Below are 18977 nucleotides of genomic sequence, written 5' to 3'. Positions count from 1 at the left end.
CCACCATCAACGCGAGTAACCCGCCATGAACTTCGATTTCTCCGACGAACAAAAACAGATGCGCGACGAGGCGAGGAAGTTTCTCGCCGAAAAATGCCCGCCGAAGGCCGTGCGTGAGGTACTCGACGGCAAGGCGCCGTACGACAAGACGCTGTGGAAGGGCCTCGCCGAGATGGGTTTTCTCGGCGTCGCGATCCCCGAAGAATTCGGCGGCGCGGGCGCGGGCCATCTCGAGCTCTGCGTGATCGCGGAGGAAATGGGTCGCGCGAATGCGCCGGTGCCGTTCTCGTCCACCGTCTACCTCGCTGCTGAGGCTTTGTTGCTGGCAGGTTCGGACGCGCAGAAGCAGAAATGGCTGCCGAAGATTGCGAGCGGCGAAGCGATCGGCACGCTGGCGCTGTTCGAGGGCAAGGGCAATCCGTCGCCGAAGGCGATCAAGCTGCAGGCCTCCGGCGGCACGCTCAGTGGCGTGAAGAAACCGGTGCCGGATGGCGCGATCGCCGATTTCGCCGTGGTCGCCGCGCGTACCGGCTCCACGGGTCGCGATTCCGATATCTCGCTGTTCCTGGTCGACCTGAAGACCGGCGGCGTCGAAGCCAAATCGCTGACCAATGTCGATCCGACCCGAGGCCAGGCCGAACTCACCTTCAAGAACGCCAAGGCCGAGCCGCTCGGTGCCGCCGGTGACGGCTGGAGCATTTTGACCCAGGTGCTCGACCGCGCGGCAGTGCTGCTGGCGTTCGAACAGGTCGGCGGCTCCGATCGCGCGCTCGAAATGGGCCGCGACTATGCGCTGGATCGTATCGCGTTCGGCCGGCCGATCGGTTCGTTCCAGGCGGTGAAGCACATCCTCGCCGACATGTATGTCTCGGCGACGCTGGCGCGCTCGAACTGCTACTACGGCGCCTGGGCGCTCTCGACCAACGCCTCCGAGTTGCCCGAAGCAGCAGCCGCTGCGCGCATCAGCGCGACGCAGGCGTTCCAGCACTGCTCCAAGAACAACATCCAGGTTCACGGCGGCATGGGTTTCACCTGGGAGTTCGACTGCCACATGTACTACCGCCGCGCCAACACGACCGCGCTGACGCTCGGCAGCCTGTCGTACTGGGAAGATCAGTTGATCGACCGCATGCGCAAGAAGAACGCGGCGTAGGCTATCACCGCCGTTGTCGTCCCCGCGAAAGCGGGGACCCATACGCCGAGAAGTTTCGATTGGATCACGATGCGAGAGCCCGGGTTAAATTTGTAGGCCGGTGGTTATGGGTCCCTGCGTTCGCAGGGACGACCGATAGAATTGAAGGACCACGCTCATGAACTTCGACGACACCCCGCAGGAAGCCGCGTTCCGCGCAGAAGCCAAGGCGTGGATCTCCGCCAACGCGCCGAAGCAATATGAGGAAGAACTTCGAAAGTCCTCGCTCGGCCGCACCGTGCTCAAGGGCGCCAATATTCTCGAGGTCGCAAAGGCCTGGCAGAAGAAGAAGGCCGACGCCGGCTGGGCGTGCCTGCACTGGCCGAAGGAATATGGCGGCCGTGGATCATCGCCGATCGAGCGCGTGATCTGGCAGCAGGAAGAGGGCCCGTTCGGCAAGCTCTCCGGCATGTTCATCATCGGCCACGGCATGTGTGGGCCAACCATGATGGCGTTCGCCGGCGAGGAGCAGAAGCGCAAATACCTGCCGCCGCTGGCCTCGGGCGAAAAAGTCTGGTGTCAACTATTCTCCGAACCCGCCGGCGGCTCCGACGTCGCAGGTCTGCGCACCCGCGCCGAGAAGAACGGCGACGACTGGATCATCAACGGCCAGAAGATATGGACCTCGGGCGCGCATTACTCTGATTACGGCATCCTGCTGACGCGAACCGATCCGAACGTCGCCAAGCACAAGGGCCTCACCATGTTCTTCCTGGACATGAAGAGCCCGGGCGTCGAGGTGCGGCCGATCAAGCAGGCCAGCGGCCAGTCCGACTTCAACGAGGTCTATTTTACCGATGTGAAGATTCCGGATTCGCAGCGGCTAGGCACCGTCAATGACGGCTGGAACGTCTCGCTGACCACGCTGATGAACGAGCGCATGTCGATCGGCGCCGGCGTCTCGACCGGCTTCCCGGAACTGTTCGACTTCTGCAACAGCCTGATGCTGGAAGATGGACCCGCGATCGAGGATCGCAGCGTCCGCTCGAAGCTTGCGAATTATGCGGTGAAGGCCAGTGGCCTCCGATACACCAGCATGCGCGCGATCTCGGCGCTGTCGAAAGGCGAGCGTCCGGGGCCGGAAAATTCCATCGGCAAACTGGTTGCGGGATCGATGGTCCAGGAAGTCGCGATGTATGCGCTCGACCTGCAGGGCGCCGCTGGCGTGCTGAGCGGGCCTGAAGAGGCCGAGGTTGCAGGCAAATTCCAGGCGATGCTGCTGCGCGCGCCGGGCACCCGCGTCGAGGGCGGTACCGACGAGATCATGCGCAACATCATCGCCGAGCGCGTGCTTGGCCTGCCCGGCGACATCAGGGTCGACAAGGACGTGCCGTTCAACAAGATCCCGACCAAGGGAAGAGCGTAAAGATTCGTAGGGTGGATAACGCGCAAGCGTTGCCCACCGCGTCACACTCAGATGGTGGGCTCGCTTCGCTTAGCCCACCTACGAAGAACAAAAAGGAAGCCGCCATGAACTTCGATGACACCCCGCAGGAAGCCGAATTCCGCACTACCGCGCGCAAATGGATCGACGCCAACGCGCCGAGGCAATACGAGGCGGAGCTGTCAAAGTCCTCGCTCGGCCGTATCCGGCTGGAGAAGGAAGAGATCGTCGATGTCGGCAAGGCCTGGCAGAAGAAGAAGGCCGAAGGCGGCTGGGCCTGCCTGCACTGGCCGAAGGAATATGGCGGCCGCGGCGCGACCCCGATCGAGAAGGTGATCTGGCAGCAGGAAGAGGGCGTCTACGGCAAGCTGACGCAGCCGTTCCAGATCGGCGAGGGCATGTGCGGCCCCACCGTGATGGCGTTCGGCAGCGAGGAGCACAAGCGTCATTATCTGCCGAAGCTTGCTTCCGGCGAACATATCTGGTGCCAGCTGTTCTCCGAGCCGGCCGGCGGCTCCGACGTCGCAGGCTTGCGCACGCGAGCGGAAAAGCAGGGCGACAACTGGATCGTCAACGGCCAGAAGATCTGGACCTCGGGCGCGCACTACTCTGATTACGGTCTTCTGATCACGCGCACCGATCCCAATGTGCCGAAGCACAAGGGCCTGACGATGTTCTTCCTCGACATGAAGAGCAAGGGCGTCGAGGTGCGGCCGATCAAGCAGGCCAACGGCATGCAGGAGTTCAACGAGGTCTATTTCACCGATGTGGTGATTCCCGATCACCAGCGTCTCGGCGCCGTCGGCGACGGCTGGAATGTGTCGCTGACCACGCTGATGAACGAGCGCATGTCGATCGGTTCGCGGCTCGCGACGGGTTTCCCCGAAATGTTCGAGTTCTGCTCGAACCTGATGACCGATGACGGGCTCGCGATCGACGATCCGGCGACGCGTTCGAAGCTTGCGGGCTGGGCGGTGAAGGCGAGCGGCTTGAAATACACCAGCTACCGCGCGATTTCGTCGCTCTCCAAGGGCGAGCGTCCGGGCCCGGAAAATTCCATCGGTAAACTGGTCTCCGGTTCGATGCTGCAGGATATCGCGACTTACGCGATGGATCTTCAGGGTGCGGCCGGCGCGCTGACCGGCGCTGACGAGCAGGAGGCGAGCGGGCAGTTCCAGCAGATGCTGCTGTCTTCGCCCTCGATGCGCATCGCCGGCGGCACCGATGAAATCCTGCGCAACATCATCGCCGAACGGGTGCTCGGCCTGCCCGGCGATATCCGCGTCGACAAGGACGTGCCGTTCAACAAGATCCCGACCAAGGGGCGATGACCATGGACGCTGCGGCAAAGGCGCGTTACGAGACGGACGATCGCATCGGCGTGCTCAAGGAGCTCTTGAACGAACGCTATTCCGTTCGCGCCTTCCTGCCGCAGGAGGTACCGCGCGAGACCATTGAGCACGTATTGAACGTGTCGCAACGCACGGCGTCATGGTGCAACAGCCAGCCCTGGCAGGTGCTGATTGCGAGCGGCGAGGCCAAGGAGAAGTTTCGCAAGGCGATCTATGCCGAGGCCGCCTCCGGCGCCAAGGACGATCATGATTTCGCGCCGCCGCGCGAATATCTCGGCGTCTATCTGGAGCGCCGCCGCGAGAGCGGGTTTCAGCTCTACAACACGCTCGGCATCGCGCGCGGCGACAAGATGGCGTATGCGAAGCAGGCGCTGGAGAACTACAATTTCTTCGGCGCGCCGCATGTCGCGATCATCCACACCGACGAGCCCCTCGGTATCTACGGCGCGGTCGATTGCGGCGCCTATGTCTCCAACTTCATGCTGGCGGCGCAGGCGCTCGGCCTCGGCACTATTCCGCAGGCCGCACTGGCGCGGCATTCCGGGCTGATCCGGCGGCACTTCAAGCTCGCCGACGATCGCAAGGTGGTTTGCGGTATTTCGTTCGGCTACGCCGACCATTCCCACAAGGTGAATAGTTACCGCACCTCGCGGGCGAGCGTTGCCGATACCGTGACGTTCATCGATTAGAGGGCAACAAAAAGTGGAACACAGAAGAATCAACGTCATGCGCCTCGTCTGCAAACATTAAAACAGGACAGCCGCGGGCTTGACCCGGGCATCCATCGGCTTCAAAGCAGGCTGCCATCTTTTCGATGGATTGCAGGGTCATCCCCGATCAGGTCGGGGACAGGTGCCCGGCAATGACGAGATGAAAAACGGAAGGCCTGCAATGAAATTTGGACCCGCAAAGCACTTCATCGCGCTCCTGCTGGCAGCCCCATTGCTCACCGGTTGCCTCGAACGCGGCCAGCCGACCATGGTCGACACCAGCGCCGACGACGACGCATTCTGCCGCGCCAACAATGTCGCCGCAGGTTCAAACGATTATGTCATCTGCCGCAAGAACCGCGACGTGCAGCGCGGCAATGCCAACGCCCGCACCGATCGTGCCCAACGCAATCTCGCCGAGCAGATGCTGAACAATCCGACCAGGCCCTAACCAGGAGGCCCTCATGAACGAAGACGTCTTCAATGCCAGCCTGCGCGGTTTCCTCAAGAAGGTCGGCATCACCTCGCAGCGCGAAATCGAAAAAGCCGTGCGCGACGCCATCGAGGCCGGTAAGCTCAAGGGCAATGAGAAGCTGCCGGCGAAGATGGTGCTGACGATCGGAGGCGTCAGCCTGTCGCATGAGATATCCGACGAGATCGAATTGGGTTGAGGAGGGTCCCTTCCCCTCTTCCCTTGTGGGAGAGGGGTGGATCGAATGAGCGTCAGCTCATTCGAGACGGGTGAGGGGTCTGTCTCCGCGGATAGAGACCCCTCATCCGCCTTCGCTCTCGCGAAGGCACCTTCTCCCACAAGGGGAGAAGGAAAGAAGCGAGCGCCTCGCGATCATTCCAAAAGAAAGCATCACATGGACATCAAGGTCAGGGATTCCAACGGCGCGCTGCTCGCCGAAGGCGACAGCGTCACGCTGATCAAGGATTTGAAGTTGAAGGGTTCGTCCACCGTGCTCAAGCGCGGCACCGTCATCAAGAACATCCACCTCACGGACGATCCCGACGAGATCGAAGGCCGCACCGACAAGGTCAAGGGCCTGGTGTTGCGCACGGAGTTCTTGAAGAAGGCGTGAACCGTATCGGCTCACCCGGTCGTCGTTCGCAAATCCATCTTCGAATCGATGCTATAAGCGCGGCATGGAACAACTTGCTATCAAGCTGCTGGGGTTTGCGGCTGCAGCGTGCACGACCCTCGCTTATGCGCCGCAGTTCGTGAAAGTCTGGAGAACCCGCTCCACCGAAGACATTTCGCTTGGAATGTTCCTCGTCATGGTGCTCGGCATTCTGCTTTGGCTGTTGTACGGCCTGCTTTCCGGAGATGCGCCGCTGATCGTCGCGAATGCGGTTACGATCGTCCTGGCCGGCGGAATCCTCTGGATGAAGTTGAAGTACGGTTGAAGCGCGGCCAGCCGGCGGTATTCGCCGCAAACAAAACGCGGCGGGATGAACCGCCGCGTTCGAAATCTGGCAACCCGAATAGGGGCAGCCGTTGTTCCTCGTCGCCCTGCTTCTCGCCGCCGATGGTCTTGAACTTGGCGAACACAGCGTCGACGTTGAGATCGTCGCGCTGCTTTTCGGTCGGCCCCAATTCCGGTTCCTTCTTCGTGGTAACGCGCTACGGCGCGCGTGAACTGCACCAGCAGCTGGATTGCACTTGTCAGCCCACCACAGACACTGGATACTGAGCGGTCAAGCCATTTAATTACAAGGAGCGGTCGAACGAAGAAGCGAGACTCGAGCGGCAATTTAAGCTGAATTGCGTATGCTTGGCGGGTATGCACGATGAGCTTGGATATGGCCACAAGTGATGCGCCTCCAACGCACTCGACTCTGGCGTGGCCGCCGTGGGCCATCTCCATCTCAGTCGTGATTGTTTATTTCCTCGCCGCGCGCCTTAGCCTCGCTCTGATCGACAAGGCGGACGGCGTCGCAGTGTTCTGGCCTGCAGCGGGCGTAGCCACCGGTATCCTAGTGGCGTTCGGGCCGACCGTTCGGTGGCCGGTCGTCATCGGCGTGGTCGTTGCCACTTTTGCAGCCAATCTGCTCGGCGACCGCAATCTTGCCAGCACGACGTTTTTTGCCGTGGCGAATGCGGGCGAACCCGTCATCGTCGCAGGGCTTATCCAGCGATTCTATGGCGCACCATTTGAGCTCAATCAGCTGCGTCGTGTCTTTGGATTGTTCGGCGCCACGATAGTTACAGCCTTTATGAGCGGTATCGTAGGCACGCTTGGATTTATGTACTTTCACCCCTCAGCCTCATCCGCCGTAACGATATGGCGTCACTGGGTCGCTTCCGAAACACTGGGTACTATTACGGTCGCACCGCTGGTGATTGGGCTCGCGTCGTTCTTGCGCAAGGCTCCGCCACGGCGCGAAATTGCGGAGGGGACCTTCGCGCTTGCGATCGTGGCTACGCTGTGTTTGCTCCTGGTCTTTCTGCCCCATGAGCCGTGGACTCGCGAACTGGCGATTGCCTCGCTCTGTCCGCTGTTTGTGTGGATCGCCGCCCGCGTTCGCGCCGCCTTTACAGCTGTGGCAACGTTCATGTGCGCAATGACGATTGTATGGACGACAATATTTGCCATTGGCCTCTTCGGCGATACCCGCTTGCCGCTTGAGGAGCGTATCCTGTCTGCTCAGGCGACCATTCTGGCCACTTCGTTCGGCGCGCTTGTGCTGGCGGCTCTGTTCAGCGAGCGACGGACACACGAACTCGCGATCCTCGAAAGAGAGCATCGACTGGAAGAAGCGCTTCGGGCCGGCGGTGTGATAACCTTTGATTGGGACCTTCGCATCGGCCTGATACGGCTGAGCCAGAACGCGGCCGAAATCCTGGGTCTTGGCCCGAGACAATCTCTCAGCAGCGCGGAATGGGTAAGACAAATCCATCCCGATGATCGCCCGTCGGTCACCACTCGCTTGAACACGGCCCGTCCGGACGAGCATTCACATTCGATGACGTTCCGATTTCTGCGGCCGGATGGACGCGGCGAAGTGTGGCTGGAGCAAATTGCAGTTACGCATTTTGACGCAAGCGGAGTGCCCACGCGTATCAACGGCCTGACGACCGACGTCACGGAGCGGATGCGATTTGAGGAAGAGATTTCCCGTGCCTGGAAATCAGCGGCGTTGGCAGATCAGGCAAAAACCAGCTTCCTGTCTGCCGCCAGCCATGACCTGCGACAACCGCTGCAAACGTTGAGATTCCTGCAAGCGGCACTTGAGCCGCGCCTCCCGGATGGAGAGGGACGCAACCTTGTCGGCGGAATAGCGCGATCTCTCGACACCATGTCCAGCATTCTGTCGAGCCTGCTCGATGTCAATCGTCTGGAGGCCGGGGACCTCCGTCCGTCGAAGCGCGACTTCGCGATCAATGAAGTGTTTGATTCCCTGGCAGCCGATTTCCTCGATTCCGTTGCCGAGAAGGGGGTGCGGTGGCGCCTGGTCCGTTCGAAACTCCTGGTCCGTAGCGACAAGGGAATGCTCGAAGCAATGTTGCGAAATCTGCTGTCGAACGCGGTGCGATATACAGATCGGGGAACAATTCTGCTGGGCTGCCGCCGCGCGGGCGACAAAATTCGGATCGAGGTCTGGGATAGCGGCGTCGGCATCTCGCAGGATCAACTGCCTCATATATTTCAGGAATACTATCAGGGCGCGCATGGTGCGGAGCGCGGCGGTTTCGGATTAGGTCTGGCCATCGTCAGACGTATGGGGAAGATACTGGAGCACAGGATCGATGTGCGCTCTACCTCCGGCAGGGGCACCGTGTTTTCGATTGAGGTTCCGCGCGGAGACTCAAGCCGCGATACGATGGAAAGAGCGCGGACGCCTAGATTTGAAAGGGAGGACTTCCCCGATATCATTCTTGTCGTTGAAGACGAGAAGAGTGTCCGGGCCTCGCTAAGTCGCCTGCTGAAAACGAAAGGCATAGACGCGATCGTGGTCGCCACTGCGAATGACGCGCTGGCGCGAATCAACCGGCAAGAAATCCGTCCCGACTTGCTGATATGCGACTACAATCTTCGCGGATCGGCCAACGGCGTTGATACTGTTAATGCCCTGCGCGCAGCACTTGGCTGGAACATCCCGGCCATTGTCATGACTGGCGACATCCGGTCGGAGGTCGTGGACTCGGTTACTGCACATGGCATTTCTGTCCTGATCAAGCCGTTCCTGGCGGACGAACTGCTGCAGCACATTACGCGGCTTTACCGGAGATCCAATCCCGACAATCCAACTGGCCCGGCCTCCTAAACAAAAACGCGGCGGGATGAACCGCCGCGTTCGAATTCTCTCCAGCCGAAGCCGCCGAGAAATCTTTACTCCTCTTCGTCGTCCTGCTTCTTGCCGCCGATCGTCTTCAGCTTGGCGAACACGGCGTCGACGTTGAGGTCGTCTTCCGTCTTCTCGCTCGGCTCGAATTCCGGCTCCTTCTTGGTGGTCTCGGAGGCCGGCAGCAGCGTCGCGCCGCCGTAGGCCGCAGGCACCGGCTTTTCCTTGGCGGCGCGCTGCACCTCGAAATCGAGCTCGATCTGCGAGCACAGGCCGAGCGTCACCGGGTCCATCGGGGTCAGCGTGGAGGCATTCCAGTGGGTGCGGTCGCGGACGCTCGCGATGGTGGTCTTGGTGGTGCCGACCAGGCGCATGATCTGCGCGTCCTTCAATTCGGGGTGGTTGCGGACCAGCCACAGGATCGCGCTCGGCCGCTCGTGGCGGCGCGACACCGGGGTGTAGCGCGGGCCCTTCTTCTTGGCAGCCGGCGGCAGCACAACCTTGCTCTCGCCGAGCTTGAGGCGGTAATTCGGGTCCTTTTCGCCCTTTTCGATCTCGTCCCGGGACAATTGGCCGGTCGAAATCGGGTCCATGCCCTTGATGCCCTGGGCGGCGTCGCCATCGGCGATGGCACGGACCTCAAGGGGGTGCATTTTGGTGAAATCGGCCACTTGGTCGAAGGTCAGCGCGGTATTGTCAACCAGCCACACGGCAGTCGCTTTTGGCATCAGCGGTGCATTGCTCATGGCAAATCTCCTTTGTGCCTCGCCCACCTCTTTTGGAGGCGAAGCCTATGGTCATCGGTGATGACGGGAATTAGGGCGCTATATACGCCTTCCCGGGGTATTGGCGCAATGGTCTGCTAAAGTGCCTTGACAGAGCCCGAAAGCAGTCCCAAGTCCTTATGCGAATTGGCCGTTCCCAGCCCGCCGGCTAGGGGTGATTCGGTCTCCGAGATAGCCCCGATGCCTTCTGTGTCAACGTCAGCGAAACCAGATCTCAGAATCGTGCTTTGTTCCCCCCGAGGCTTCTGCGCCGGGGTGGTGCGGGCCATCGATACCGTCGAACGGGCGCTCGCCATCTATGGCGCCCCGGTCTATGTCCGCCACGAGATCGTGCATAACCGCTACGTGGTCGACAGCCTGAAGACCAAGGGCGCGATCTTCGTCGAGGAACTCGCCGAAATTCCCGACAATACCAACGCCCCGGTGGTGTTCTCGGCCCACGGGGTTCCCAAATCGGTTCCGGCCGACGCCCGCGCCCGCAATTTCTTCTCGCTGGACGCGACCTGCCCGCTGGTCACGAAGGTGCACCGCGAGGCGGCGATTCATTTCAAGCGCGGCCGCGAAATCCTCCTGATCGGGCATTCCCACCACCCCGAGGTGGTCGGCACGCTCGGCCAGTTGCCGGCCGGCGCGGTGACGCTGATCGAGACCGCGGAAGACGCCAAGACGTTCACGCCGAAGGATCCCAACAACCTCGCCTTCGTGACCCAGACGACGCTGTCGATCGACGACACCGCCGAGATCGTGGCACTGCTCAAGGAGCGCTTCCCGAACATCAACGGGCCGCACAAGGAAGACATCTGCTACGCCACCACCAACCGCCAGCTCGCGGTCAAGAAGGTGGCGCCGGTGGTCGATGCGCTGATCGTGGTCGGCGCGCCGAACTCGTCGAACTCGCAGCGGCTGCGCGAGGTCGCCGAGCGCGAGGGCTGCAAGATTGCGATCCTGGCACAGCGTGCCTCGGATCTCGACTGGTCGCGGTTCGAGGGCATCAAGAGCCTCGGCATCACGGCGGGTGCATCCGCGCCGGAAGTGATCGTCGAGGAGATCATGGGCGCCTTCGCCGAGCGGTTCGAATTGCATGTGGAGACGGTGTCGGCCGCGGAGGAGAACGAGTTCTTCCCGCTGCCGCGTTCGCTGCGGCCCGAAGCTGCCGCCGAGTAGTCGCGATGGCGGTTTACACCGACGTCGCCGCCGAAGACCTCGCGGAGTTCCTTAAGGGCTACGACATCGGCGAGTTGCTCTCCTACAAGGGCATCGCCGAGGGCGTCGAGAATTCCAACTTCCTGCTGCATACCAGCAAGGGCGCGTTCATCCTCACGCTCTATGAAAAGCGCGTGGCGGTGGACGATTTGCCGTACTTCCTGTCGCTGATGGCGCATCTGGCCGAGCGCGGTGTGCGTTGCCCGCAGCCCGCCCGCAATCGCAAGGGCGAGGTCTATAGCGAGCTTGCGGACCGTCCCGCGGCGATCATCAACTTCCTCGAAGGCGTGTGGCCGCGGCGGCCCAACGCCGCGCATTGCACCGGCGTCGGCGAGGCGCTGGCCAGGATGCATGTGGCGGGACGGGACTTCCCGATGTTCCGCAAGAACCCGCTGTCGGTCGAGGGCTGGCGGCCGCTGTTCGATCTCGCCGCGCCGCGTGCCGATAGCGTCGCGCCCGGCTTGCAGGATTTCATCGCACGCGAGCTCGATCACCTCGAAGCGTGCTGGCCGAAAGACCTGCCGCCCGGCGTCATCCATGCCGATCTGTTTCCCGACAACGTGTTCTTCCTCGGCGATAAATTGTCGGGGCTGATCGACTTCCCGTTCTCCTGCAACGACATGCTGGCCTACGACATCGCGATCTGCCTGAACGCGTGGTGCTTCGAAGCGGATCATTCCTTCAACGTCACCAAGGCCCGCGCGTTGCTCAACGCCTATGGCCGCGAGCGCCAATTGTCTGAAGCCGAGCAGGAGGCGCTGCCGCTGCTGGCGCGCGGCGCGGCGCTGCGTTTCCTGCTGACGCGGCTGGTCGATTTCCTCAACGTGCCGCCGGGCGCGCTGGTCAAGCCCAAAGACCCGCTCGAATATGTCCGCAAGCTGCGCTTCCACCAGAACGTCGCGAGCGTGCGCGATTACGGCCTGACCCAGCCGGGATGCGTCGCTTGAGCGAACTGCCCCACGTGACGGTCTTCACCGATGGCGCCTGCTCGGGCAATCCCGGCCCCGGCGGCTGGGGCGCCATCCTGAGATTCGGCGACAAAGAGAAAGAACTGAAGGGCGGCGAGGCCCACACCACCAACAACCGCATGGAGCTGATGGCGGCGATCTCGGCGCTGGAAGCGCTGAAAAAGCCGTGCGTGGTCGACCTCACCACCGACAGCCAGTATGTGCGTCAGGGCATCACTGGCTGGATCCACGGCTGGAAGAAAAACGGCTGGCGCACCGCCGACAAGAAGCCGGTCAAGAATGTCGAACTATGGCAGCGGCTCGATGCCGCGCTGAAACCGCACCAGGTGCGCTGGCACTGGATCAAGGGCCATGCCGGCCACGCCGAAAACGAGCGCGCCGATCAATTGGCGCGTGAGGGCGTGGCGATGGCGCGGTTGCAGGAGAGGGTGGGGAAGTAGGCCCGCCGGGCGACGACAGCTTTGATAGGCGCGAGCGCCAACAACCGTCATTGCGAGGAGCGTAGCGACGAAGCAATCCATGCTTCAGCACACCCGGTGAAATGGATTGCTTCGCTTCGCTCGCAATGACGTAGAGCTCAGAGCTGCCCCAGCAGCGTATCGCCGCCGGAAACCTCGACCTTGCCGGGCGCCGGCTCGAGGTTGAGCTTCTTCACCACGCCGTCGTCCACCAGCATCGAGTAGCGCTTGGAGCGGATGCCCAGCCCGTTGCCGGAGGCGTCGAGCTCCATGCCGATCGCCTTGGTGAAGTCGGCATTGCCGTCGGCGAGGAATACGGCTTCGTCGCGCTGGTCGGTGTCGCGCTTCCAGGCGTTCATGACGAAGGCGTCGTTGACGGAGACGATGGCGATGGTGCTCACGCCCTTGTCCTTGATGGCATAGGCGTTGAGGAAGATGCTCGGCAGATGCATCTTGTGGCAGGTACCGGTATAGGCGCCGGGCACCGCAAACAGCGCCACCTTCTTGCCCTTGAAAATATCGTCGGTGGTTTTGACCTGCGGCCCTTCCGCCGTCATCACGCGAAACTTGGCTTCCGGCAGCTTGTCGCCAACTTGGATCGTCATCGTCAATTCTCCCTCAATGAGCAGATAGTTTCTTAGACCGGGCAGGCGGCCGGTACAATATTCAGAGCAGGCGAAACGGCAACGGTTGAGGCCGTTCACGCTTCCGTCATCACGGCGAAAAGCCCCCTTCGTCCAGGAAGGCCTGCTCGTCCGGCGTGGTCGCGCGGCCCAAAATGTGGTTGCGGTGAGGAAAGCGCCCGAAGCGGCGGATGATCTTGGCGTGGTGCTCGGCCCATTTCAGGCTTTCGGTATGGCCGGCCGCGCGCGACAGCTCAATGCAGCGCAAGTGGTCGACCAGATGCTCCGAATGCATGAACGGCAGATAGAGGAATTCACGTAAAGCGCCATCGATCCGCGCGTCCACGCCGCGTTCGATGGCGCGATGCGCCACCTCACGCGCCTCGGCATCGCTGGCATAGGTCCTGATGTCGCCGCGGAACATGTTGCGGGGAAACTGGTCGAGCACGATGACGAGCGCGAGCGCGCCGTCATCGCTTGCTTCCCATGACGACAATTCGCCGGCTGTCGCGTGCTGCCACAGGCTGAAAAAGCGCCGGCGCACCTCTGCGTCGAACGCTTCATCGGGCGTGTACCAGCGCTTGGGACCGGCGTCACGCCAGAACGCCAGAATCCCGGCCGGCGTGACGGAATCTTCGACCATTGACAGCAAGTCCGTACGGCTTTTAGGCCGCGGCCTTCTTCTCGTCGCGCAATTCGCGGCGCAGGATCTTGCCGACATTGGTCTTGGGCAGATCGGTCCTGAACTCGATCTGCTTGGGGACCTTGTAGGCCGTGAGCTGCGTGCCGCAATATTTGATGACGTCGTCGGCCGTGAGGTTTTGATCCTTCTTGACGATGAAGGCCTTCACCGCTTCGCCCGATTTCGAGTCGGCTACGCCGATCACGGCGCATTCGAGCACGCCTGGATGGCTCGCGATCACTTCCTCGATCTCGTTCGGGTAGACGTTGAAGCCCGAGACCAGGATCATGTCCTTCTTGCGGTCGACGATCTTGGTGTAGCCCCGCTCATCCATCACGCCGATGTCGCCGGTGCGGAAGAAGCCGTCCGCGGTCATCACGTTGGCGGTCTCTTCCGGCCGGTTCCAATAGCCGGCCATCACCTGCGGGCCCTTGGCGCAGATCTCGCCCGGCTCGCCGAGCGGCACCTCCTTGCCGTCGTCGTCGCGGATCGAGATGTAGGTCGAGGGTACGGGAATGCCGATCGAGCCGGAGAACTGGTCGGTGTCGGCGGGGTTGCAGGTCAGCGCCGGCGAGGTTTCCGACAGGCCGTAGCCTTCCGCCAGCGGGCAGCCCGTTATCTTCAACCACTTCTCGGCAACCGGTCTTTGCACCGCCATGCCACCGCCGTTGGAGACTTTCAGCTTGGAGAAATCGACCTTGTCGAAGCCCGGCGTGTTGAGCAGGCCGTTGTAGAGCGTGTTGACGGCCGGGAAGAAGCTGACCTGGTATTTCATCAACTCCTTGACGAAGCCGGCCATGTCGCGCGGGTTGGGAATCAACAGATTGGTGCCGCCGGCGCGCACTCCCAAGAGGTAGCACGCGGTCAGTGCAAAGATGTGATAGAGCGGCAGCGCGCAGACGATGATCATCTGGTCGACGATCGGCGGCTTCTTCAGCGCCGGCTGCAGCCAGGCGTCGTTCTGCAGCACGTTGGCGAGGATGTTCTTGTGCAGCAGCGTCGCGCCCTTGGAGACGCCGGTGGTGCCGCCGGTGTATTGCAGGAAGGCGACGTCATCGAGCGTGAGCTTCGGCTTGTCGAGCTTCTTGCCGCGGCCGGCGGCGAGCGCATCGTTGAACGAGACCGCGCCCGGGATCGACCAGGCCGGCACCATCTTCTTCACCTTGCGGACCACCAGATTGACGATCACGCCCTTGAAGCCGAGCAGGTCGCCCATGCTGCCGACGATCACGTGCTTGACCGCGGTCCTCGCGATCACCTGCTGCACGGTGGTGGCGAAATTCTCCAGAACGATGATCGCCTCCGCGCCGGAATCCTTGAGCTGATGCTCGAGCTCGCGCGGGGTGTAGAGCGGGTTGACGTTCACGACCGCATAGCCGGCGCGCAGCACGGCGGCGGTCGAGACCGGATATTGCAGCACGTTCGGCATCATCAGCGCGACGCGGGCGCCCTTTTGCAGGCCTTTGCCCTGCAGATAGGCGCCGAGCGCGGCCGACATATCGTCGAGGTCGCGGTAGCTGATCGACTTGTCCATGCAGATGAACGCCTTGCGGTCGGCGAACTTCGCAAAGCTTTCTTCCAACAGCTCGACCAGCGATGAGTACTGGGTGACGTCGATATCGGCTGGCACGCCGGCCGGATATTGCTTGAGCCAGATCCGCTCCATGGTATTCCCCTCTGCTTGTTTCCCTGTTTCCTAGCCGGGCTCGCCTTGTTTTGGGCAGTATTGTGAATGCCGCCGCCGATGGCAAGCGGCTGCGCGTTATCGACGCATTCAGCGATCTGGAATAGTTCGGCCGAACGGCAGGAAAGCTGCCTAATTACGGTGGCTTCGCGGCCCGTTAACCAGCCGGCTTGGTTTCGCCTTTGGGCTTCGCGGTGGCCTTCGGCTTGGCCGGCTTCGGCGCGGGCTTGTCTCCGACGGCAGCAGGCTTGGCGGCTGGCTTTCTATCGGCCGCGGCGGCTGGCTTGGTGGCGGCAGCCTCCGGCTTGGCGTTCGCATGCCTGACCGTCGCAGGCTTGGCGGCCGGCTTCGCGCTGGCTTCAGCCTTGGGTGCTGCCGCGGCGTCGGGCTTCTTCGCTGCAATCTTCGACTTCTTGCCGCGCTTTGCCGAGGCCTGCTTCTGGGCCTCCGCCGCAACGGCCGCGATCAACGCGGCGCCGGTCTTGGTCGGACCGGTATAGACCGGGACGGGCTCGGACGGCACCGCCGCGGCAGCCATCAAGTCCGCGGGCTTGGCCATCGGCGGCTGCAGCCCGGCGGCGGTGAAGAACGTGACCGCGGTCTCGCCGCTCGACGCGCTGCCGTTGGTGGCGACGACGTCGGCGTCCTCGTCGGTGGCCGGCCGCTTGCGTTTGCCGTTGCACATCTCTTCGCGCAGGTTCGGCGGCGTCGCATCGATCGGAACCAGACTGTCGACGGTACCGAGCGAAGGCTTCAGCCAGCCCAGTCCGTTGCCGAAGCCACGCTCCAGCAACTGCGCGGCGCGCACCGCGCGTGCCTGGCCCGAGGACGCGCCGAGCACGACGGCGATCAGCCGCTTGCCGTTGCGCGTCGCAGACGCAACCAGATTGTAGCCGGAAGCGCAGATGAAGCCGGTCTTGAAACCGTCGGCGCCGGGATAGCGCCCGATCAGCTTGTTGAAATTCTGCGTCACCCTGCGACCGTAGCGGATCGAGGGAATGTGCATGAAGTATTCGTATTCCGGCAGGTCGCGAATGACGGCGCGCGCCAGGATCGCAAGATCGCGCGCCGAGGTGATCTGTCCATCCGCCGGCAGGCCGTTCGGATTGACGTAGCTCGTCTGCGTCATGCCGAGCCTCGCGGCGGTCTGGTTCATCATCGCCGAGAAACCGTCGATCGATCCGCCGACGCCTTCGGCAAGCACCACAGCCATGTCGTTGGCCGACTTCACCATCATCATCTTGAGCGCGTTGTCGACGGTGACCTGGGTGCCCGGAGGAAAACCCATCTTGGACGGCGATTCCGAGGCTGCGACCGGCGACACCGTCAGCAGCGTGTCGAGCGACAGACGCCCGTCCTTCACGGCCTTCAGCGTGACGTAGGCGGTCATGATCTTGGTCACCGAGGCGGGGTACCAGGGCATGGTGGCGTTGTCGGCCTGCAGCACCTTGCCGGTGTCGGCTTCAACGACCAGCAGCGCTTCGGCTTGCACGGCGCGCGGCGTCACGACGGCTAGCGCCGCCACGAGGAGAATCCAGTTCATCGACGAATGGCGTGGCAGCAGGCGAAGAAGTTGCACTTTTCCGTTCCGGTCCTTTGAGACCCGCCTTCGAAAAGGAGGTCCTTGAGAAGCTAACGTTCGGGTTTCAAGCGTGTCCGGCGCCGTCGCTTTGCGGCAGGCGCAAACCTATACCGGCTTGGCCGGCCAGAACAGAGCCCGGGCGATTAAATGGTGGACGAAATCGTCGCAAATTCGGCGATGTCCAAACCGTGATCGCGCTCACGCTAGCCTATTTGGCCTCGATTCCGGCGCGCGCATTCTCCTGCACCATGAACTGGGCCTTCGCGAGTTCCGCAAAGCGTCCGCCTTTGGCCACCAGTTCATCGAAAGTTCCGCTTTCGATCACGCGCCCATTGTCGAACACCAGGATACGGGTGGCGTTGCGAATGGTTGAAAGCCGGTGCGCGATCACGAAGGTGGTGCGGCCCTTCATGACCTCGTCGAGGGCGGCGTTGACCTTGGCTTCGGTGACGGCGTCGAGCGCGCTGGTCGCCTCGTCGAGGATCAGGATCGGCGGGTCCTTCAGCAACGCGCGCGCGATCGACAGGCGTTGCCGTTCGCCGCCGGACAGCATGCGGCCGCGCTCGCCGGCGTGGGTCTCGAATTTCTTTTCGCTGCGTTCGATGAATTCCAGCGCCTGCGCGCGGCTTGCGGCGATGCGCATTTCCTCGTCGGTGGCGTCCGGCTTGCCGACGCGGAGGTTGTCGGCGAGCGAGCGGTTGAACAGCAGCGCCTCCTGGAACACCACGCCGATGTTCCGCCGCAGCGCGGTCAGCTTCAGGCCGCGGATATCCATGCCGTCGATCTTGATAATGCCGGATTGCGGGTCGAAGGCGCGGTGCAGAAGCGCGATCGCCGTCGATTTGCCGGCGCCGGTCGGGCCGACCAGCGCGATGGTCTGGCCGGGCAGGGCGGTAAACGAAACGTCCTCGACCGCGGGCCGCTTGCCGTCATAGGAAAACGAGACGTCGTTGAATTCGACGAGGCCGGAGAGGCGGCCGGTATCCATCGCGCCGGGCCGGTCGCGCACCGCGGGCACCGCGTCCAGCACGTCGAAGAATTCCTGCAGGCGCGGCGCCTCCATGAACACGCTGTTGATGAAGCTCACCACCTGTTCGAGCTTCTGGATCAGCATGGTCGCAAAACTCACGAACATGACGATCTCGCCGACCGTGGTCTGCCCTTGTCCGTGCAGGTAGATGCCGACGGAGAAGATCGCCAGCACCGTGATGGTGGTGGAGGCGCGGGTGATGATGGTGACCAGCGCCCACCAGCCAAGCACCGGCATCTGAGCGGCGAGCAGCTTGTCGGCGACGAAGCGCAGGCCCTGAACTTCCGCATCGATCCGCACGAAGCTCTGCACCAGTGCGACATTGCCGAGCGCGTCGGAGGCGCGTGCCGAAAGGTCGCTGTATTGCGCTTCGACTTCGCTCTGCATGCCGTAGGTCTTGCGCACCACGAGCGTGGTCAGCACCGTGAACACCACGCACAGCACGAACAGGAGGATCGCCAGCCGCCAGTTGATGTAGAGCGCGAGCGGCAGCAGCACGACCAGCGACAGGATTGCGGCAAAATGCTCGCGGAAGAAACCGAGCCAGAGCCGCCACAGCGCATCGGTGCCGTTCAGCATCACCTTCATCAGCCGGCCGGAATGGGTGCCGGAATGAAAGGTCAGCGGCAACTGCATGATATGCTCGAAATAATCCGTCAGCACCACCTGGCGCTGGCGGTGCGCCAGCTTGTCGGCGTTGAGCGCGACCGCCGCGCTGCAGAGGATCGTGAACAGGCCGAACGCAACCCAGGCCGCGAGCAGCGGCCACGCCGAATTCGACGCCAGCGGCCCGGCCTGCGGTTTGCCGGAGAGCACGTCGACGATCTTGCCGAACAGCACCGGCTCGGCGAATTGCGCGCCGGCCAGCAGCAGGTTGGCGAAGGCCAGAATCCAGCCCAGCCGCGCCTCCTTGCCGAGCAGCTCGAGGACGCGGGTGTAGAGGCGCAGCATGGACATTCGGATCAAGGACTCAAAGGAAGCGATCAGCGGCCACTATACTAATCAGGGATCGCGGCGGAGAACCAGAGCGGGAT

18 protein-coding genes and 1 pseudogene are annotated in these 18977 nt (G+C 62.5%); 12 read left to right on the top strand and 7 right to left on the bottom strand.

The annotated features are described in order from the left end of the window. Positions 1–25 precede the first annotated feature (25 nt). The 8 genes from V1286_RS30845 to V1286_RS30810 all read left to right on the top strand — a co-directional run bounded on the left by V1286_RS30845 (position 26) and on the right by V1286_RS30810 (position 6048). A complete protein-coding gene (locus V1286_RS30845; protein ID WP_334486068.1) occupies positions 26–1153 on the top strand; it encodes an acyl-CoA dehydrogenase family protein in 1128 nt (375 codons plus the stop codon). Positions 1154–1310: 157 nt separating this feature from the next. Beyond that, positions 1311–2558, top strand: coding sequence for an acyl-CoA dehydrogenase (locus V1286_RS30840; RefSeq protein ID WP_334486066.1), 1248 nt, complete (start codon positions 1311–1313; stop codon positions 2556–2558). A gap of 104 nt (positions 2559–2662) precedes the next feature. Next, positions 2663–3907, top strand: coding sequence for an acyl-CoA dehydrogenase (locus tag V1286_RS30835; protein ID WP_334486064.1), 1245 nt, complete (start codon positions 2663–2665; stop codon positions 3905–3907). 2 nt (positions 3908–3909) lie between these two features. Beyond that, positions 3910–4617: a nitroreductase gene (locus tag V1286_RS30830; protein ID WP_417021200.1), complete on the top strand. Its 708-nt coding sequence runs from the start codon at positions 3910–3912 to the stop codon at positions 4615–4617. 202 nt (positions 4618–4819) lie between these two features. Then, positions 4820–5089, top strand: coding sequence for a hypothetical protein (locus V1286_RS30825; RefSeq protein ID WP_417021199.1), 270 nt, complete (start codon positions 4820–4822; stop codon positions 5087–5089). 13 nt (positions 5090–5102) lie between these two features. Beyond that, positions 5103–5309: a DUF6494 family protein gene (locus tag V1286_RS30820; RefSeq protein WP_108512192.1), complete on the top strand. Its 207-nt coding sequence runs from the start codon at positions 5103–5105 to the stop codon at positions 5307–5309. Positions 5310–5504: 195 nt separating this feature from the next. Then, positions 5505–5723: an alkylphosphonate utilization protein gene (locus V1286_RS30815; protein ID WP_334486059.1), complete on the top strand. Its 219-nt coding sequence runs from the start codon at positions 5505–5507 to the stop codon at positions 5721–5723. Between the two features lie 64 nt (positions 5724–5787). Beyond that, positions 5788–6048: a SemiSWEET transporter gene (locus tag V1286_RS30810; RefSeq protein WP_247517153.1), complete on the top strand. Its 261-nt coding sequence runs from the start codon at positions 5788–5790 to the stop codon at positions 6046–6048. Positions 6049–6139: 91 nt separating this feature from the next. Here V1286_RS30810 and V1286_RS30805 read toward each other — a convergent pair. Beyond that, positions 6140–6259 (bottom strand): annotated as a pseudogene (locus V1286_RS30805) (DUF1013 domain-containing protein); the annotation flags it as partial. 185 nt (positions 6260–6444) lie between these two features. On the opposite strand from V1286_RS30805, the gene V1286_RS30800 reads away from it, so the two are divergent. Further along, positions 6445–8910 carry an ATP-binding protein gene (locus tag V1286_RS30800; protein ID WP_334486055.1) on the top strand — a complete coding sequence of 822 codons (2466 nt, stop codon included), beginning with the start codon at positions 6445–6447 and terminating at the stop codon, positions 8908–8910. A 65-nt stretch (positions 8911–8975) separates the two neighbouring features. Here V1286_RS30800 and V1286_RS30795 read toward each other — a convergent pair whose 3' ends face one another. Then, positions 8976–9674: a DUF1013 domain-containing protein gene (locus V1286_RS30795; protein ID WP_334486053.1), complete on the bottom strand. Its 699-nt coding sequence runs from the start codon at positions 9672–9674 to the stop codon at positions 8976–8978. A 219-nt stretch (positions 9675–9893) separates the two neighbouring features. Here V1286_RS30795 and ispH point away from each other — a divergent pair, with 219 nt between their 5' ends. Genes ispH through rnhA form a run of 3 tightly spaced genes read left to right on the top strand, consistent with a single transcriptional unit; the run spans position 9894 to position 12324 of the window. Continuing rightward, a complete protein-coding gene (gene ispH, locus V1286_RS30790; RefSeq protein WP_108512190.1) occupies positions 9894–10877 on the top strand; it encodes a 4-hydroxy-3-methylbut-2-enyl diphosphate reductase in 984 nt (327 codons plus the stop codon). Between the two features lie 5 nt (positions 10878–10882). Beyond that, positions 10883–11863, top strand: coding sequence for a homoserine kinase (locus tag V1286_RS30785; protein ID WP_334486050.1), 981 nt, complete (start codon positions 10883–10885; stop codon positions 11861–11863). Beyond that, positions 11860–12324 (top strand): ribonuclease HI, encoded by a 465-nt coding sequence (gene rnhA, locus V1286_RS30780; protein ID WP_065752206.1) that lies wholly within the window; start codon positions 11860–11862, stop codon positions 12322–12324. The genes V1286_RS30785 and rnhA overlap by 4 nt, the downstream gene beginning before the upstream one ends. 137 nt (positions 12325–12461) lie before the next feature. On the opposite strand, the gene V1286_RS30775 is transcribed toward rnhA, so the two are convergent. The 5 genes from V1286_RS30775 to V1286_RS30755 form a co-directional block, all read right to left on the bottom strand. Continuing rightward, positions 12462–12947, bottom strand: coding sequence for a peroxiredoxin (locus tag V1286_RS30775; RefSeq protein WP_108512187.1), 486 nt, complete (start codon positions 12945–12947; stop codon positions 12462–12464). A 109-nt stretch (positions 12948–13056) separates the two neighbouring features. Continuing rightward, on the bottom strand, positions 13057–13608 hold the full coding sequence (locus tag V1286_RS30770; RefSeq protein ID WP_334486042.1) for a DUF924 family protein: 552 nt from the start codon (positions 13606–13608) through the stop codon (positions 13057–13059). A gap of 22 nt (positions 13609–13630) precedes the next feature. Next, positions 13631–15313 (bottom strand): long-chain fatty acid--CoA ligase, encoded by a 1683-nt coding sequence (locus V1286_RS30765; RefSeq protein ID WP_334486040.1) that lies wholly within the window; start codon positions 15311–15313, stop codon positions 13631–13633. A gap of 175 nt (positions 15314–15488) precedes the next feature. After that, positions 15489–16910, bottom strand: coding sequence for a D-alanyl-D-alanine carboxypeptidase family protein (locus V1286_RS30760; RefSeq protein ID WP_417021198.1), 1422 nt, complete (start codon positions 16908–16910; stop codon positions 15489–15491). Between the two features lie 211 nt (positions 16911–17121). Then, on the bottom strand, positions 17122–18900 hold the full coding sequence (locus tag V1286_RS30755) for a glucan ABC transporter ATP-binding protein/ permease (RefSeq protein ID WP_334486038.1): 1779 nt from the start codon (positions 18898–18900) through the stop codon (positions 17122–17124). Between the last annotated feature and the right edge of the window lie 77 nt (positions 18901–18977).

The organism is Bradyrhizobium algeriense, from assembly GCF_036924595.1.
GTDB lineage: Bacteria > Pseudomonadota > Alphaproteobacteria > Rhizobiales > Xanthobacteraceae > Bradyrhizobium > Bradyrhizobium algeriense.
This window is presented reverse-complemented; position numbering and strand designations above follow the sequence as displayed.

Excerpts from the sequence above, each read along its gene's own strand:
- V1286_RS30825 (WP_417021199.1), top strand. The coding sequence starts at position 4,820 with ATGAAATTTGGACCCGCAAAGCACTTCATCGCGCTCCTGCTGGCAGCC.
- V1286_RS30835 (WP_334486064.1), top strand. The coding sequence starts at position 2,663 with ATGAACTTCGATGACACCCCGCAGGAAGCCGAATTCCGCACTACCGCG.
- V1286_RS30775 (WP_108512187.1), bottom strand. The coding sequence starts at position 12,947 with ATGACGATCCAAGTTGGCGACAAGCTGCCGGAAGCCAAGTTTCGCGTG.
- V1286_RS30755 (WP_334486038.1), bottom strand. The coding sequence starts at position 18,900 with ATGTCCATGCTGCGCCTCTACACCCGCGTCCTCGAGCTGCTCGGCAAG.
- V1286_RS30770 (WP_334486042.1), bottom strand. The coding sequence starts at position 13,608 with ATGGTCGAAGATTCCGTCACGCCGGCCGGGATTCTGGCGTTCTGGCGT.
- V1286_RS30815 (WP_334486059.1), top strand. The coding sequence starts at position 5,505 with ATGGACATCAAGGTCAGGGATTCCAACGGCGCGCTGCTCGCCGAAGGC.
- V1286_RS30765 (WP_334486040.1), bottom strand. The coding sequence starts at position 15,313 with ATGGAGCGGATCTGGCTCAAGCAATATCCGGCCGGCGTGCCAGCCGAT.
- V1286_RS30830 (WP_417021200.1), top strand. The coding sequence starts at position 3,910 with ATGGACGCTGCGGCAAAGGCGCGTTACGAGACGGACGATCGCATCGGC.
- V1286_RS30795 (WP_334486053.1), bottom strand. The coding sequence starts at position 9,674 with ATGAGCAATGCACCGCTGATGCCAAAAGCGACTGCCGTGTGGCTGGTT.
- V1286_RS30810 (WP_247517153.1), top strand. The coding sequence starts at position 5,788 with ATGGAACAACTTGCTATCAAGCTGCTGGGGTTTGCGGCTGCAGCGTGC.
- V1286_RS30820 (WP_108512192.1), top strand. The coding sequence starts at position 5,103 with ATGAACGAAGACGTCTTCAATGCCAGCCTGCGCGGTTTCCTCAAGAAG.
- V1286_RS30785 (WP_334486050.1), top strand. The coding sequence starts at position 10,883 with ATGGCGGTTTACACCGACGTCGCCGCCGAAGACCTCGCGGAGTTCCTT.
- V1286_RS30800 (WP_334486055.1), top strand. The coding sequence starts at position 6,445 with ATGGCCACAAGTGATGCGCCTCCAACGCACTCGACTCTGGCGTGGCCG.
- V1286_RS30845 (WP_334486068.1), top strand. The coding sequence starts at position 26 with ATGAACTTCGATTTCTCCGACGAACAAAAACAGATGCGCGACGAGGCG.
- V1286_RS30840 (WP_334486066.1), top strand. The coding sequence starts at position 1,311 with ATGAACTTCGACGACACCCCGCAGGAAGCCGCGTTCCGCGCAGAAGCC.
- ispH (WP_108512190.1), top strand. The coding sequence starts at position 9,894 with ATGCCTTCTGTGTCAACGTCAGCGAAACCAGATCTCAGAATCGTGCTT.